This window comes from Staphylococcus marylandisciuri, assembly GCF_025519785.1.
GTDB lineage: Bacteria > Bacillota > Bacilli > Staphylococcales > Staphylococcaceae > Staphylococcus > Staphylococcus marylandisciuri.
This window is the reverse complement of record NZ_JAOPKZ010000013.1, coordinates 51,180-68,992: the sequence shown is the minus strand read 5'-3', so window position 1 is coordinate 68,992 and position 17,813 is coordinate 51,180. Positions and strand designations below refer to the sequence as shown.

Here is a 17,813-nt window from a genome sequence, read left to right as displayed (position 1 = left end):
TTTACGATTAAAATAACAAAGTAAATTGCTAATAGTTAAACAGAAAATGGTGTCATCTGAAATGCTACCGTTTTCTTTTTGTCTAAATACATTAGCATGTATTGAACGTGGACACACAATATTTGAGGGGTGAATCTGTTTGGCAGGTCAATTTGTCCAATATGGAAGACATCGTAAACGTAGAAACTACGCAAGAATATCAGAGGTATTAGAATTACCAAACTTAATAGAAATCCAGACCAAGTCTTATGATTGGTTCTTACAAGAAGGTCTTCTCGAAATGTTCCGTGACATTTCTCCAATTGAAGACTTTACTGGTAATTTATCTTTAGAATTCGTAGATTATCGCTTAGGTGAACCTAAGTATAATTTAGAAGAATCTAAGAACCGTGATGCAACTTACGCCGCACCATTACGTGTTAAAGTACGCTTAATCATTAAGGAAACAGGGGAAGTGAAAGAACAAGAAGTCTTTATGGGGGACTTCCCATTAATGACAGATACAGGCACATTTATCATCAATGGTGCTGAACGTGTTATCGTTTCTCAACTTGTGCGTTCACCATCTGTTTACTTTAATGAAAAGATAGATAAAAATGGTAGAACTAACTATGATGCGACAATTATTCCTAACCGAGGTGCGTGGTTAGAATACGAAACAGATGCAAAAGATGTCGTATATGTACGTATCGATAGAACCAGAAAGCTACCGCTTACTGTACTCTTACGTGCAATCGGATTCTCTTCTGATCAAGAAATCATCGATCTACTCGGTGACAGCGAATACTTACGTAACACATTAGAAAAAGATAGTACTGAAAATACAGATCAAGCTTTACTTGAAATTTATGAACGTTTACGCCCTGGTGAACCACCTACAATTGAAAATGCGAAGAGCCTTTTATACTCTCGCTTCTTTGACCCGAAACGTTACGACTTAGCTAGCGTAGGACGCTATAAAGCAAATAAAAAATTACATCTTAAACATCGTTTATTTAATCAAAGATTAGCAGAGCCTATCGTCAACACAGAATCAGGTGAAATCGTAGCTGAAGAAGGCACTGTCGTAGACCGTCGTAAACTTGACGAAATCATGGATGTATTAGAATCAAATGCGAACAGCGAAGTTTATGACTTAGAAGGTAGCATTGTAGACGAACCAGTAGAGATCCAATCTATCAAGGTTTATGTACCTAATGACGAAGAAGAACGTACGACTACATTAATTGGTAATGCGTTCCCTGATTCAGAAGTGAAATGTATTACACCAGCTGATATCGTTTCTTCAATGTCATACTTCTTCAACTTATTAAATGGCATCGGTTTCACTGATGATATTGATCACTTAGGTAATCGTCGCTTACGTTCAGTAGGTGAATTACTACAAAATCAATTCCGCATAGGTTTATCTAGAATGGAACGTGTGGTTCGTGAAAGAATGTCTATCCAAGATACAGATTCAATCACTCCACAACAATTGATCAACATTCGTCCAGTTATTGCTTCAATTAAGGAATTCTTTGGTAGTTCTCAATTGTCTCAATTCATGGACCAAGCGAATCCATTAGCAGAGCTTACACATAAGCGTCGTTTGTCTGCACTTGGACCAGGTGGTTTAACTCGTGAACGTGCTCAAATGGAAGTGCGTGACGTTCACTATTCTCACTATGGTCGTATGTGTCCAATCGAAACACCAGAAGGTCCAAACATCGGATTGATTAACTCGCTATCAAGTTATGCGCGTGTTAACGAATTTGGATTTATTGAAACACCTTATCGTAAAGTAGATATTGAGAAAAATGCGATTACAGACCAAATTGATTATTTAACTGCAGATGAAGAAGACAGTTATGTTGTTGCCCAAGCGAATTCTCGTACCGATGAAGACGGTCGCTTCTTAGACGACGAAGTTGTTTGTCGTTTCCGCGGTAACAACACTGTGATGGCAAAAGAGAAAATGGATTACATGGATGTATCACCTAAACAAGTTGTTTCTGCCGCAACTGCATGTATTCCATTCTTAGAAAACGACGACTCTAACCGCGCGTTAATGGGTGCGAACATGCAACGTCAAGCGGTACCATTGATGAACCCTGAATCTCCGTTTGTGGGTACAGGTATGGAACATGTCGCAGCACGTGACTCTGGTGCAGCTGTCATCGCTAGACACAGAGGTCGTGTCGAGCATGTTGAGTCCAATCGAGTTCTTGTGCGTAGATTAATTGAAGAAGATGGCCAAGAATATGAAGGCGAAGTAGATCGTTACCCTCTTGCTAAATTCAAACGCTCTAACTCTGGTACATGTTATAACCAACGTCCGATCATCTCTAGCGGAGATATCGTTGAAAAAGGTGAAATCTTAGCGGATGGACCTTCAATGGAACTTGGTGAAATGGCATTAGGCCGTAACGTAGTAGTAGGCTTCATGACTTGGGATGGTTACAACTACGAGGACGCTGTAATCATGAGCGAACGCCTAGTTAAAGATGATGTGTATACTTCAATCCATATTGAAGAGTATGAATCTGAAGCACGAGATACGAAGCTAGGACCTGAAGAAATTACACGCGATATACCTAACGTTTCTGAAAACGCACTCAAGAACCTTGATGAGCGCGGAATTGTCTACGTAGGTGCTGAAGTTAAAGATGGAGATATATTAGTAGGGAAAGTAACGCCTAAAGGTGTTACTGAACTTACAGCTGAAGAGCGTTTATTGCATGCCATCTTTGGTGAAAAGGCTCGCGAAGTTCGAGATACTTCTTTACGTGTACCACACGGTGCTGGCGGTATCGTCCTAGATGTTAAAGTGTTTAATCGAGAAGAAGGCGACGATACGCTCTCTCCAGGAGTGAACCAATTAGTTCGAGTATACATCGTTCAAAAACGTAAGATTCACGTAGGGGACAAAATGTGTGGTCGTCACGGTAACAAAGGTGTCATTTCTAAGATAGTACCTGAAGAGGATATGCCTTATTTACCAGACGGTCGTCCTATTGACATCATGTTAAATCCACTCGGTGTACCATCACGTATGAATATCGGACAAGTCTTAGAGCTCCATTTAGGTATGGCAGCTAAGAACTTAGGTATTCACGTAGCATCACCAGTATTTGATGGTGCTAATGACGATGATGTATGGTCTACTATCGAAGAAGCTGGTATGGCACGCGACGGTAAAACAGTGTTATACGATGGTCGTACAGGAGAACCATTCGATAATCGTATCTCAGTCGGTGTAATGTATATGCTTAAGTTAGCGCACATGGTTGATGACAAACTACATGCGCGTTCTACTGGACCATACTCACTCGTTACGCAACAACCACTTGGTGGTAAAGCGCAATTTGGTGGTCAACGCTTTGGTGAAATGGAGGTATGGGCGTTAGAAGCCTATGGTGCTGCTTATACTTTACAAGAAATCTTGACTTATAAATCAGACGATACAGTAGGTCGTGTTAAAACTTATGAGTCTATAGTTAAAGGTGAGAACATCACTAAGCCAAGCGTTCCCGAATCATTCCGAGTATTGATGAAAGAATTACAAAGTTTAGGTTTAGATGTTAAGATTATGGACGAACATAATAATGAAATCGACATGCACGATAACGAAGATGAAGAAGTGGCAGAACGGAAAGTCGATTTACAACAAAAATCTGCTCCAGAATCTCAAAAACCTGATTAATCAATAGCAATTTGTGGATATATTATGCGGGTGAATCCCTCTAGATGTGTTAGGCTACATCATCTTATGAAACTCTTAACACATCTAGCAGGATTGCTCGGTACTATTCGTGATAATAAAGGAATCAATCAATTTGCACAGCTAATCTAAATTGAAGGAGGTAGGCTCCTTGATTGATGTAAATAATTTCCATTACATGAAAATAGGACTCGCTTCACCTGAGAAGATTCGTTCATGGTCATTTGGTGAAGTTAAAAAACCAGAAACGATTAACTACCGTACGCTCAAGCCAGAGAAAGATGGTTTGTTCTGTGAAAGAATCTTTGGACCAACTAAGGACTGGGAATGTAGTTGTGGTAAATACAAACGTGTTCGCTATAAAGGTATGGTATGTGACCGCTGTGGTGTTGAAGTAACTAAATCGAAAGTTCGTCGTGAAAGAATGGGGCATATCGAACTAGCAGCTCCCGTTTCTCACATTTGGTATTTTAAAGGCATTCCAAGTCGCATGGGATTGTTATTAGACATGTCACCACGTGCGCTGGAAGAAGTGATCTATTTTGCTTCGTATGTAGTCGTAGATCCAGGTCCAACTGGTCTAGAGAAGAAATCTTTACTTTCTGAAGCTGAATTCAGAGATTACTATGATAAATATCCTAATCAATTCACTGCTAAAATGGGTGCTGAAGGAATTCAAGAACTATTAGATGAGATTGATTTAGACGCAGAACTTAAAGCGCTGCGCGATGAACTTGAATCAGCTACAGGACAACGTTTAACACGTGCTATTAAACGGTTAGAAGTTGTGGAATCATTTAGAAATTCAGGTAACAACCCGGCATGGATGATCTTAGATGTACTACCTATCATTCCTCCTGAAATTCGCCCAATGGTTCAGCTAGATGGTGGTCGTTTTGCAACAAGTGACTTGAACGATTTATACCGTCGTGTAATCAACCGTAATAACCGTTTAAAACGCTTATTAGACTTAGGTGCGCCTGGCATCATCGTTCAAAACGAAAAACGTATGTTACAAGAAGCTGTAGACGCGCTTATCGATAATGGTCGTCGTGGTCGCCCAGTTACCGGTCCGGGTAACAGACCGCTTAAATCACTTTCTCATATGTTGAAAGGTAAACAAGGGCGTTTCCGTCAAAACTTACTAGGTAAACGTGTCGACTACTCTGGTCGTTCGGTTATCGCCGTAGGGCCTAGTTTGAAGATGTATCAATGTGGTCTTCCGAAAGAAATGGCGCTTGAACTCTTCAAACCTTTCGTAATGAAAGAATTAGTTCAACGCGAAATAGCTACGAATATAAAGAATGCTAAAAGTAAGATTGAACGCATGGATGATGAAGTATGGGATGTACTTGAAGAGGTTATTAAAGAACACCCTGTACTATTAAACCGTGCGCCAACGCTTCATAGATTAGGTATCCAAGCGTTTGAACCAACATTAGTTGAAGGCCGTGCCATCCGTCTGCACCCACTTGCAACAACAGCATATAACGCGGACTTTGATGGGGACCAAATGGCGGTTCACGTTCCACTATCTAAAGAAGCTCAAGCAGAAGCGCGTATGTTAATGCTAGCGGCTCAAAACATCTTGAATCCTAAAGATGGTAAACCAGTTGTTACACCATCTCAAGACATGGTATTAGGTAACTATTACATCACGTTAGAACGTAAAGAAGCAGTGAATACAGGTCGAATCTTTAATGATTCTAATGAAGTACTCAAGGCGTATGCTAATGGCTATGTACACTTGCACTCTCGTATCGGTGTACACGCTAGCTCATTCAATAATCCAACATTTACAGACGAACAAAATAGAAAAATCTTAACGACTACTGTTGGTAAGATTATCTTTAATGAAATCATTCCTGATTCGTTTGCATACATTAACGAGCCAAGTCAAGAAAATCTAGAAGTGAGAACACCTGACAAATATTTCGTAGACCCTACTGAACTGGGTGAAGGTGGACTAAAAGAATACTTTGAAGATAAGGAACTTGTTGAACCATTTAACAAGAGTTTCTTAGGTAACATCATCGCAGAAGTATTTAATCGCTTCAGCATTACGGATACTTCTATGATGCTTGATAGAATGAAAGACTTAGGCTTTAAATTCTCATCTAAAGCAGGTATTACGGTTGGGGTATCCGATATTGTGGTACTACCAGATAAACAAGAAATTTTAGATGAAAGTGAAAAACTTGTAGAAAAAGTTACTAAACAATATAATCGTGGTTTAATTACTGAAGATGAACGTTACAATTCAGTAGTTGAAATTTGGACTAACGCCAAAGATCAAATTCAAGGCGAGTTAATGCAATCGCTTGAAAAAACAAATCCAATCTTCATGATGAGTGACTCTGGTGCTCGTGGTAACGCGTCTAACTTTACTCAGCTTGCAGGTATGCGTGGATTGATGGCAGCACCATCAGGTAAGATCATTGAATTACCGATCACTTCATCATTCCGAGAAGGTTTAACCGTATTAGAATACTTCATTTCAACTCACGGTGCGCGTAAAGGTCTTGCGGATACAGCGCTTAAGACTGCCGACTCTGGTTATCTTACACGTCGTCTTGTTGATGTTGCACAAGACGTTATCGTCCGTGAAGAAGATTGTGGCACTGACCGTGGCTTACTCGTTTCAGATATTAGCGAAGGTACTGAAATGATCGAACCATTTGTAGAACGTATTGAAGGTCGCTATTCTAAAGAAACAGTTCGCCATCCAGAAACAGATGAAATTCTAGCCTATCCAGATGAACTCATTACTTCTGAGGTAGCTAAGAAAATAGTAGATGCAGGCATCACTCAAATGTACATCCGTTCAGCATTCACTTGTAATACACGCCACGGCGTCTGTGAGCGTTGTTATGGTAAGAACCTTGCCACAGGTGAAAAGGTTGAAGTAGGAGAAGCAGTAGGTACCATTGCTGCTCAATCTATCGGTGAACCAGGTACGCAACTTACAATGCGTACATTCCACACAGGTGGTGTAGCAGGTAGTGACATCACTCAAGGTTTACCGCGTATCCAAGAGATCTTCGAAGCGCGTAATCCTAAAGGACAAGCTGTGATTACTGAAATCGAAGGTGTAGTACAAGAAATTAAACTTGCTAAAGACCGTCAACAAGAAATTGTGATTAAAGGTGCGAATGAAACGAGAAGTTACCTTGCATCTGGTACATCACGCTTGAAAGTTGAAGAAGGTCAAGGAGTGGCACGTGGTGAAGTATTAACTGAAGGTTCAATTGAGCCTAAACATTACTTATCAGTAGCTGGCCTAAATGCCACTGAAAGTTATTTACTCAAAGAGGTTCAAAAAGTTTATCGTATGCAAGGTGTTGAAATTGACGATAAACACATCGAAGTTATGGTAAGACAGATGTTACGTAAAGTACGTATCATCGAAGCGGGTGATACAGGCTTACTACCAGGTTCACTTGTTGACATCCACAACTTCACCGATGCTAACCGCGCTGCATTTAAAGAGCGCAAGCGTCCTGCAACAGCTAAACCAGTACTCCTAGGTATTACAAAAGCGTCTCTTGAGACTGAAAGCTTCCTATCAGCAGCTTCCTTCCAAGAAACTACGCGAGTACTTACTGATGCAGCAATCAAAGGTAAACGTGATAACTTACTCGGCTTGAAAGAGAACGTTATCATCGGTAAGTTAATACCAGCCGGTACAGGTATGAGACGTTATAGTGATGTGAACTATGAGAAAGATTTAGCTTCTGAAGAAGTTCAAAGTGAAGACGTTCAGTATACTGAATAACTTACAGGCCTTTATCAAATTAAATAGGGAGCGGGACAGAAATCTAATTTGAACAAAAAGATTTCGTAGTCCCGCCCCGGCAAAGATGACTAGAATTGAAAAAAGCTTGATACAAGCGCATTTTCAAATCAGTCATCTACTGCCAAAATGCTGAAAGAGGTTGAGACATTACATTATGTCCCAGCCTCTTTTTCTCTCTAGTCAAAGACCTTTATGTCCCAGCCTCAAGTGTAACTTACACTTGTATATAAAGCATATATGAGATGTAAGTTATTAAAGAAATCATAATGAGTTATATAAAGTTACATTTAGAGGGATTAAAGGAACGGTAGTAAAAATCAAAAAGGTTTATCAACAAGAGATACCTAAAAATATTAAATAAATTATAAAAATAAACGTCTCAATTCCACCAACGATAATAGTATTTTGGTGGGATTGAGGCGTTTTAATTAAGTATGTTTCAGTTCTTTATTACTGTCTATCTCTCTCACTTCATAAATACCTAATTTATTTTTGTAAAGACTTTCTACTAAACTAGGAATAAATTGAACAGGTGATTTTATAACTAAGATGGTGATATCATCTGCTTTTTTAAATGTATAACTATAAAGAAGTGGAGAGAATGTTTTTCATAATTCAACTTATCGGAAGTATATATGCTTGTACATTCATAGGTGATATAATAATAGAGTCGCCTATCTCTCAGGCGTCAATTGGCGTAGAGAGGAGGTGCATACACAATGACCGACATCTTTGTAAACATCATGACCACAGCAGCAAGTGGTTGCATCGTTGCTTTATTTGCGAACTGGCTACGCAATCGCAACGATAAATAGGCGACTAGTCACACCAACAAAAACCCCTCACTACTCGGAATAGTGAGGGGTTTGGTGCATATCTGATAGTTTTACAGATCGAGATAGCTTTTGAGTACTAAAGAGTCCTCACTACTCGGAATAGTGAGGGGGTTGGTGCATACATGCACGACATCTTTGTTAGTTACATTATAACACTATAGTGGGTAGGAATGCAAAATTCTGTTGTGTTTTAGGTTTCTAAAAGGGAGCGTTTCTGTCGACAATACTTCTTTTGGGACACCGTTAATCGGTCTCCCAGAGCACAGAAATTTATGTCTCACTCTCATCACAGTTGAGCTTGAATTCTTTACTGTGCTCGTATAGGTAAAGAGAAATAATATAACGTTAAGTTTTATCTTAAAGTCAGAATATCTTTAGGTGACGCAACCACATAAGTAGGTTCTTCTTGTCTCAAGATCGTTTCGCTATGACTGCCCCAAGCGACTGCACAAGAATGAATGCCAGCTGCATGCGCCATCTGAATATCAAACTTTGCATCACCGATGTACAAACTGTCGTTAGCAGCTAAACTATACTGGTTTAGAATATAATTAAGACCGTCTGGGTGAGGTTTATATTCTGTGACTTTATCAGAACCTACCACTTCAGTAAAATAGCTATCAAGGTCGAGTAACTTCAGGTTTCTTTCGAGCACCGTACTGTGTTTGCTAGAAACAACAAACAGCTTACAGTTACGAGAAGATAAGGATTGTATTACGCTATCCATACCTGGCACTATTTTGATATACTGTTGTTCTACTTCTTTATAATAGCTGCGAAAATCTCGAATGAGGAGATCTAACTGTTGCGTGCTTAAGGCTTCAGTACACATGTTAGGGAAGCTTTCTTCAATTGGTATTCCCATGTAGTAATCTATTGTTTCCTGGGTAGGAGCTTCGAGGTTGTTACTGCGAAATGCTTTTTGTGTGGCAATAATCCCGCAATCGCTAGAATCAGCTATAGTTCCATCAAAGTCAAAGATATAATTCGTATACATTACAACACTCCCTATAAATATGATGATTTTTCACTCGTAAATAAATATTCTTGCAACCTTAATGATATATTAAAATAATATTGTAACAATTGTTTATAGAGTAATACATTTTACTACTGGTAACAACCGTATTCCCGTCAAATCGACTAAATACAATTAATGAAGTGACGGGAATTTAGTAGAGTAGCAATATGAATTGTCTTTGATATATAATTTGTATTGACGGGACAAGAAAGTAATGTTACTATTGTAAAGGTTGATGCAAGCAGGACTTTGGAGGATATGTAAATGTCTAATGAAAAAGTTGCACGCTTTAACAAACAACGCCATGTTGTTGGTCTGAAACAAACGATTAAATCGTTGGATCAAGACCAAGTAACATCATTGATTATAGCAGAAGACGTTGAAGTTTATTTATTAACCGACGTATTGTGTAGAATCAATCATAAACAGATACCTATTGACTATTTCGAGAGCAAGAAAGCTTTAGGAGAGTATGTAGGTATTAATGTAGACGCTACAGTCGTAGCTCTGCTTAAGTGAATTAGTAAGTGTTAACTTACTAAATTTTCTTTAACCTAAAAATGAACCACCTGGATGTGTGGGATTATAAAATTAAGAGAGGAGGAGACATTCAATGCCAACTATTAACCAATTGGTGCGTAAACCAAGAAAAAGCAAAACAAAAGTTTCAGACTCACCAGCATTGAATAAAGGCTTCAACAGTAAGAAGAAAAGATTTACTGACTTAAACTCACCACAAAAACGTGGAGTTTGTACTCGTGTTGGTACGATGACACCTAAAAAACCAAACTCAGCGTTACGTAAATACGCACGTGTGCGTTTATCTAACAACATTGAAGTTAACGCATACATTCCTGGTATTGGTCACAACTTACAAGAACACAGTGTTGTACTTGTACGTGGTGGACGAGTTAAAGACTTACCAGGTGTGCGTTATCACATTGTACGTGGTGCGCTTGATACATCAGGCGTTGATGGACGTAGACAAGGCCGTTCATTATACGGAACTAAGAAACCTAAAGATGAAAAGAAATAAGTTTAAGATTGCGTAAATTTTAACTATAACTGAAAAATAATGACTATAATAGGAAGGGAGGATTCTCAATATGCCTCGTAAAGGTTCAGTACCAAAAAGAGACGTGTTACCAGATCCAATCCATAATTCTAAATTAGTTACTAAGTTAATTAACAAGATTATGTTAGATGGTAAACGCGGTACAGCACAAAAAATTCTTTACTCTGCATTTGAAACAGTACAAGAACGTACTGGTCGCGATGCTATGGAAGTATTCGAAGAAGCTATCGACAATATCATGCCTGTATTAGAAGTTAAAGCCCGTCGTGTAGGTGGCTCTAACTACCAAGTACCAGTAGAAGTTCGCCCTGAGCGTCGTACTACACTAGGTTTACGTTGGTTAGTAAACTATGCGCGTCTTCGTGGTGAAAAGACTATGGAAGAACGTTTAGCTAATGAAATCTTAGATGCTGCTAACAACACAGGTGGAGCTGTTAAGAAACGTGAAGACGTTCATAAAATGGCCGAAGCGAACAAAGCCTTCGCTCATTATCGTTGGTAAGATAGTTGATATGTCCCTGAGTGACAGTTTCGGAAAGCTTTCGACTCTCCGTCATTGCGCTTAGGGCATCGCCATATGGATAGTATTTATTCACAGTAATACTGGAAGGAGAAAAATACATGGCTAGAGATTTTAGTTTAAAAAAGACTCGTAATATCGGTATCATGGCGCATATCGATGCCGGTAAGACAACTGCGACTGAACGTATTCTTTACTATACTGGCCGTATCCACAAAATTGGTGAAACACACGAAGGTGCTTCACAAATGGACTGGATGGAACAAGAGCAAGACCGTGGTATTACAATCACATCAGCTGCCACTACTGCTCAATGGAATGACCACCGTGTAAACATCATCGACACTCCTGGACACGTAGACTTCACAGTTGAAGTTGAACGTTCATTACGTGTGTTAGACGGTGCGGTTACTGTACTTGATGCGCAATCAGGTGTAGAACCTCAAACTGAAACAGTTTGGCGTCAGGCTACAACATATAGCGTTCCTCGTATCGTATTCGTAAACAAAATGGACAAATTAGGTGCTAACTTTGAGTATTCAGTGAGCACTATCCATGATCGTTTACAAGCTAACGCTGCGCCAATTCAATTACCAATTGGTTCAGAAGATGACTTCGAAGCAATCATCGATTTAGTTCGTATGAGATGCTTTAAATATAACAATGACTTAGGAACTGATGTCGAAGAGATCGACATTCCTGAAGATCATCAAGAAAGAGCTGAAGAAGCGCGCACTACATTAATTGAAGCTGTTGCTGAAGTTGATGACGAATTGATGGAAAAATATCTTGGAGATGAAGAAATCTCTGCAGATGAGTTGAAAAACGCAATTCGTTACGCAACTAACGAAGTTGAATTCTACCCAGTGCTTTGTGGTTCAGCATTTAAGAACAAAGGTGTTCAATTAATGCTAGACGCAGTTATCGATTACTTACCATCTCCATTAGATGTTAAGCCAATCGTAGGTCACCGCGCTGATGAACCAGATGAAGAGGTTGTTTGTAAAGCAGATGATGATGCAGAATTTGCTGCATTAGCATTCAAAGTTATGAGTGACCCTTATGTTGGTAAATTAACATTCTTCCGTGTTTACTCTGGTACTTTAGATGCTGGTTCTTACGTTAAGAACTCTAGTAAGAACAAACGTGAACGTGTAGGTCGTTTACTACAAATGCACGCTAACCACCGTGAAGAGCTAAACACAGTTTACTCAGGTGATATCGCTGCAGCTGTAGGTCTTAAAGACACTGGCACAGGTGATACATTATGTGGAGAGAAAAACGATATTATCTTGGAATCAATGGAATTCCCAGAGCCAGTTATCCACTTATCAGTAGAGCCTAAATCTAAAGCTGACCAAGATAAAATGACTCAAGCTTTAGTTAAGCTACAAGAAGAAGACCCAACTTTCCGTGCGCATACTGATGATGAAACTGGACAAGTTATCATCGGTGGTATGGGTGAATTACACTTAGACATCTTAGTAGACCGTATGAAGAAAGAATTTAACGTTGAATGTAATGTAGGTGCTCCAATGGTTTCTTATCGTGAAACATTCAAGACACAAGCATCAGTTCAAGGTAAATTCGCTCGTCAATCTGGTGGTCGTGGTCAATACGGTGACGTTCAAATCGAATTCACACCAAACGACACTGGTGCCGGTTTCGAGTTCGAAAACGCTATCGTTGGTGGTGTAGTTCCTCGTGAATACATCCCATCAGTTGAACAAGGTTTACAAGATGCTATGGAAAATGGTGTCTTAGCTGGTTATCCATTAATCGATGTTAAAGCGAAACTCTTTGATGGTTCATACCACGATGTCGATTCATCTGAAATGGCCTTCAAGATCGCAGCATCATTAGCACTTAAAGAAGCTGCTAAAAAATGTGATCCAGTTATCTTAGAACCGATGATGAAAGTAACAATCGAAATGCCAGAAGAGTACATGGGTGACATCATGGGTGACGTTACAGCACGTCGCGGTCGCGTAGATGGTATGGAACCACGTGGTAACGCACAAGTTGTTAACGCATTCGTACCACTTTCTGAAATGTTCGGTTACGCTACATCATTACGTTCTAATACTCAAGGTCGTGGTACGTACACTATGTACTTTGACCACTATGCAGAAGTACCTAAATCAATCGCTGATGACATCATTAAGAAAAACAGTGGCTCTGCAGCTGAATAATAGTGGATTAAGCGCTTAGCGTTAGGTCAAGTTAATTCAGTTTAAATTTATAGGCTAGAGCAAAGTTTTATACATTGATTTTTTGGTAAAAATGCATTATAAAGGATATGTATGGTTTATAATAGCATGCATTATGCAGTCAAGTTTCGTTGATAGCTATAGTGCCTTGTGCTTCCATATAGCTATCTAGCGAACTGATTCTCATGGTGGTGAGAAACTGTCATGGGAGATAAATTTCAAAACAATTATCTATTGAAGAGGAGAGATTCTATAATGGCTAAAGAAAAATTCGATCGCTCAAAAGAACATGCCAATATTGGAACTATTGGTCACGTTGACCATGGTAAAACAACTTTAACAGCTGCTATCGCAACTGTTTTAGCAAAAAATGGTGACACTGTAGCTCAATCTTATGACATGATTGACAACGCACCTGAAGAAAAAGAACGTGGTATTACTATCAATACTGCTCACATCGAGTACCAAACTGACAAACGTCACTATGCTCACGTTGACTGCCCAGGACACGCTGACTACGTTAAAAACATGATCACTGGTGCAGCTCAAATGGACGGCGGTATCTTAGTTGTATCTGCAGCTGACGGTCCAATGCCTCAAACTCGTGAGCACATCTTATTATCACGTAACGTTGGTGTACCAGCACTTGTTGTATTCTTAAACAAAGTTGACATGGTAGACGACGAAGAATTATTAGAATTAGTTGAAATGGAAGTTCGTGACTTATTAAGCGAATACGACTTCCCAGGTGACGACGTACCTGTAATCGCTGGTTCTGCATTAAAAGCATTAGAAGGCGAAGAACAATACGAAGAAAAAATCTTAGAATTAATGCAAGCAGTAGATGACTTCATCCCAACTCCAGACCGTGACTCTGACAAACCATTCATGATGCCAGTTGAGGACGTATTCTCAATCACTGGTCGTGGTACAGTTGCTACTGGCCGTGTTGAACGTGGTCAAATCAAAGTCGGTGAAGAAGTTGAAATCATCGGTATGGCAGAAGAATCACAAAAAACTACAGTTACTGGTGTAGAAATGTTCCGTAAGTTATTAGACTACGCTGAAGCTGGTGACAACATCGGTGCATTATTACGTGGTATTTCACGTGAAGATGTACAACGTGGTCAAGTATTAGCTGCTCCTGGTTCAATCACACCACACACTAAATTCAAAGCTGAAGTTTACGTATTGTCTAAAGATGAAGGTGGACGTCATACTCCATTCTTCTCTAACTATCGTCCACAATTCTACTTCCGTACTACTGACGTAACAGGTGTTATCACTTTACCAGAAGGTACAGAAATGGTTATGCCTGGTGACAACGTTGAAATGGAAGTTGAATTAATTTCACCAATCGCTATTGAAGACGGTACTCGTTTCTCAATCCGTGAAGGTGGACGTACTGTAGGTTCAGGCGTAGTTACTGAAATCAAAGAATAATAAACCGACTATAGTAATAAGAGGCTGGGACATAACTCCCAGCCTCTTTTAGCATCTTGGCAGTAGATGACTGAATTGAAAAAAGCGCTTGTATCGAGCTTTTTTCAATTCTAGTCATCCTTGTCGGGGCGGGACTACAAAATTTTTTGTTCAAATTAGATTTCTGTCCCGCTCCCTTTTTGTATTGCTTACTTAACAGAGTTTAGTCCATGTAAGTCTCTATTCTCTATCTTTGATGATGAACTCAAAGGGCTCTTGTGAGTAGTTAGCTTAAGCTCTCAAGACGCCTTCTTTCTCAAGGATTGTTAAAAAGACACTTAGTGCGTACTTTAAGGCGGCTTCATCTATATCGAAATAAGGACTATGGTGCGGGTGCATAGTATCTTTCTCTTCATTGCCACAACCTGTAAGGAAGAACCCCCCAGGTATAACAGATTGATAGAATGAGAAATCTTCTCCTGTCATCATTAAATCGCTATCTGAATAAAGTAAATTGAGCGCTTTTGTAGCAGTTTTAATAACTTCATAACATTGGGGATCGTTATTTACTGGTAAATAGCCTTTAATATAATCAAGCTCGTAGGTGATATCATTGGCGACAGCGAGTCCCTCTAAAAGCTTCTCCATCTTATACTTGATATGAGATTGAATATCTGTATCAAACACACGTACTGTACCTCGGCAATAAGCAGAATCAGGGATGACATTATCGGCTGCACCAGCTTGAATCATACCGAAACTAATAACAGCATGTTTAACTGGATCAATCGTTCGTGTAACTATTTTCTGAGCGCTTAGAATAAATTCTGCCATAACCACTACTGGATCGATCGTTTCATGAGGCTTAGCGCCATGTCCCCCACGACCATGGATAGCTATATTAAATTCATCAGGCGACGCCATCATGGAACCTGAGCGAGAATATATTGAACCCGTTGGATAGCCAGACCATAAATGATTTCCATAAATACGATCTACACCTTCCAAACATCCAGCTTCAGTCATTTCTTTAGCTCCGCCTGGCATCAACTCTTCTCCATGTTGAAAGATGAGGACGACCTCGCCATTTAGTTGAGATTTATACTCTTCTAAGATTTCTGCCACAGCTAATAACACAGAAGTATGTCCGTCATGACCACATGCATGACTAATACCAGAGTGCTTTGATTTATATGGACTATCTCTCAATTCCTCTACGGGTAATCCATCAAAGTCTGCGCGTAAAGCAATCGTCGGTCCATTTCCATTACCTTTAAACGTAGCGACGATACCATTACTGCCCACAGGGTGTTGAATTTCACAAGAGAGCAACTGAAGTTGACTGAGTATATAATCATGCGTTTGATGTTCTTCAAACGAGATTTCAGGATATTGATGTAAATACCGTCGTGTTTGAATCATACTATTCTCTTTATCTTTGGCTAATTGTAACCAATCTGCCATGTGACATCCTTCTTCCCTTAAATATTTCAATTTATTATAACACTTTTATGAGTGGTGCAATAGGGGAGGAGACTGTATTGAATAGTTATTTATGTGATGGGAAATCGATCTCTAAATACGAGTTCTTTCGCTGTCATTGATGAGGTTTGTAAAAGCGCTTTCTTAATTTTCTACATTTACTTTTCAGAGTATTTAAAATAGGGTATGATTAAAAGTGAGTGATCATATTATCAGCGTGCAGATGTAATCAATGCTGAGTCAGTAATAATGTATTGCTAAGCAGGTTACACATAACAAAGGAGGATTTCTAGTGGTACAATCACTAAATGATTTTTTAGATGAAAATCTAAATTATTTAAAAGAAAATGGTCTTTACAATGAAGTAGATACTATAGAAGGTGCAAATGGTCCGGAAATTCAAATTGATGGCAAACAATATATCAACTTATCTTCTAATAATTATTTAGGTTTAGCTACGGATGATGATTTGAAAGCGGCGGCTAAAGAAGCTATTGATAACCGAGGCGTAGGTGCAGGTGCTGTTCGTTCTATTAATGGTACTTTAGATATACACGATGAACTAGAACAAACCCTTGCAGAATTTAAAGGCACAGAAGCAGCAATTGCATACCAATCAGGTTTTAACTGTAATATGGCAGCTATTTCGGCAGTAATGAATAAAAACGATGCGATTCTGTCAGACGAATTAAACCATGCTTCAATAATTGATGGTTGTCGCTTATCTAAAGCTAAGATTATTCGCGTAAACCACTCTGATATGGATGACTTACGTAAGAAAGCGAAAGAAGCGGTAGAATCTGGTGAATACAATAAGGTCATGTACATTACTGATGGTGTCTTCAGTATGGATGGTGATGTAGCGAAATTACCTGAAATCGTTAAAATTGCTGAAGAATTTGGTTTGTTAACGTATGTTGACGATGCACATGGCTCAGGTGTAATGGGGAAAGGCGCAGGTACTGTTAAACACTTTGGACTCCAAGATAAGATTGACTTCCAAATCGGTACGCTATCTAAAGCTATCGGCGTAGTTGGTGGTTATGTAGCTGGTAGTCAAAAACTGATAGATTGGTTAAAAGCTCAATCACGCCCATTCTTATTCTCCACTTCATTAGCGCCAGGAGATACGAAAGCTGTAACTGCAGCTGTTAAGAAACTAATGGCTTCAACAGAGTTACATGACCAGTTATGGGAGAATGCAAACTATCTTAAAGATGGTTTGACTAAATTAGGTTTTGATACTGGCGAATCTGAAACACCAATCACACCTGTAATTATTGGTGATGAGAAAGATACTCAAGAGTTTAGTAGACGACTCAAAGAAGAAGGCGTTTACGTTAAATCCATCGTCTTCCCAACGGTACCACGTGGCACAGGACGTGTGCGTAACATGCCAACAGCTGCCCACACTAAAGAGATGTTAGATCGTGCTTTAACAGCGTATGAAAAAATTGGAAAAGACATTGGTATCATTTAACAACTTTATATTGAACAGCATATATAGAGCATATTAAAAGTTCCTGAGGTATCGTTATCTCAGGAACAGAAAAGCTTCGAGATTTTCGTGAATATTTACGAGAAATCTCGAAGTTTTAGCTTTATTGATAAGTTGAAGAGATCGGGACATAAAAATTTCTGTGTTATGGGAAACCGATGAATGGCCTGCTAAAAACAAGATTGTCGACAGATAAGCGTACGATTCGGGAGCGGTACAGAAATCTAATTTGAATAAAAAGATTTCGTAG

General features: G+C 39.3%; 11 protein-coding genes. 9 read left to right on the top strand and 2 right to left on the bottom strand.

What is annotated here, in order from left to right; all coding sequences use genetic code 11:
* Positions 1–139 precede the first annotated feature (139 nt).
* The 3 genes from rpoB to N9R04_RS08510 all read left to right on the top strand — a co-directional run bounded on the left by rpoB (position 140) and on the right by N9R04_RS08510 (position 8,314).
* Entirely contained in the window at positions 140–3,685 is a 3,546-nt protein-coding gene (rpoB, locus tag N9R04_RS08520; protein WP_262856334.1) for a DNA-directed RNA polymerase subunit beta, read from the top strand.
* A gap of 196 nt (positions 3,686–3,881) precedes the next feature.
* Positions 3,882–7,478 carry a DNA-directed RNA polymerase subunit beta' gene (gene rpoC / locus N9R04_RS08515; protein WP_262856385.1) on the top strand — a complete coding sequence of 1,199 codons (3,597 nt, stop codon included), beginning with the start codon at positions 3,882–3,884 and terminating at the stop codon, positions 7,476–7,478.
* Positions 7,479–8,218: 740 nt separating this feature from the next.
* On the top strand, positions 8,219–8,314 hold the full coding sequence (locus N9R04_RS08510; protein WP_112380442.1) for a type I toxin-antitoxin system Fst family toxin: 96 nt from the start codon (positions 8,219–8,221) through the stop codon (positions 8,312–8,314).
* 373 nt (positions 8,315–8,687) lie between these two features.
* On the opposite strand, the gene N9R04_RS08505 is transcribed toward N9R04_RS08510, so the two are convergent.
* Positions 8,688–9,332, bottom strand: a complete 645-nt coding sequence (locus N9R04_RS08505) for an HAD family hydrolase (protein WP_262856333.1) — start codon at positions 9,330–9,332, stop codon at positions 8,688–8,690.
* 288 nt (positions 9,333–9,620) lie between these two features.
* Between N9R04_RS08505 and N9R04_RS08500 the strand changes: the two genes are divergently transcribed.
* The 5 genes from N9R04_RS08500 to tuf all read left to right on the top strand — a co-directional run bounded on the left by N9R04_RS08500 (position 9,621) and on the right by tuf (position 14,604).
* Positions 9,621–9,875 carry a ribosomal L7Ae/L30e/S12e/Gadd45 family protein gene (locus tag N9R04_RS08500; RefSeq protein WP_262856331.1) on the top strand — a complete coding sequence of 85 codons (255 nt, stop codon included), beginning with the start codon at positions 9,621–9,623 and terminating at the stop codon, positions 9,873–9,875.
* A gap of 94 nt (positions 9,876–9,969) precedes the next feature.
* Positions 9,970–10,392 carry a 30S ribosomal protein S12 gene (rpsL, locus tag N9R04_RS08495; RefSeq protein ID WP_262856330.1) on the top strand — a complete coding sequence of 141 codons (423 nt, stop codon included), beginning with the start codon at positions 9,970–9,972 and terminating at the stop codon, positions 10,390–10,392.
* 70 nt (positions 10,393–10,462) lie between these two features.
* The gene (rpsG, locus tag N9R04_RS08490) at positions 10,463–10,933 is read left to right on the top strand and encodes a 30S ribosomal protein S7 (protein WP_002471487.1); all 471 of its coding nucleotides are present in this window, start codon (positions 10,463–10,465) and stop codon (positions 10,931–10,933) included.
* 119 nt (positions 10,934–11,052) lie between these two features.
* Positions 11,053–13,143 carry an elongation factor G gene (gene fusA, locus N9R04_RS08485; protein ID WP_262856328.1) on the top strand — a complete coding sequence of 697 codons (2,091 nt, stop codon included), beginning with the start codon at positions 11,053–11,055 and terminating at the stop codon, positions 13,141–13,143.
* A gap of 273 nt (positions 13,144–13,416) precedes the next feature.
* A complete protein-coding gene (gene tuf / locus N9R04_RS08480) occupies positions 13,417–14,604 on the top strand; it encodes an elongation factor Tu (protein WP_262856327.1) in 1,188 nt (395 codons plus the stop codon).
* Between the two features lie 270 nt (positions 14,605–14,874).
* Here tuf and N9R04_RS08475 read toward each other — a convergent pair whose 3' ends face one another.
* Positions 14,875–16,047 carry a M20 family metallopeptidase gene (locus N9R04_RS08475; protein WP_262856326.1) on the bottom strand — a complete coding sequence of 391 codons (1,173 nt, stop codon included), beginning with the start codon at positions 16,045–16,047 and terminating at the stop codon, positions 14,875–14,877.
* A 310-nt stretch (positions 16,048–16,357) separates the two neighbouring features.
* Here N9R04_RS08475 and N9R04_RS08470 point away from each other — a divergent pair, with 310 nt between their 5' ends.
* Positions 16,358–17,545, top strand: a complete 1,188-nt coding sequence (locus tag N9R04_RS08470; protein ID WP_262856325.1) for a glycine C-acetyltransferase — start codon at positions 16,358–16,360, stop codon at positions 17,543–17,545.
* Positions 17,546–17,813 lie beyond the last annotated feature (268 nt).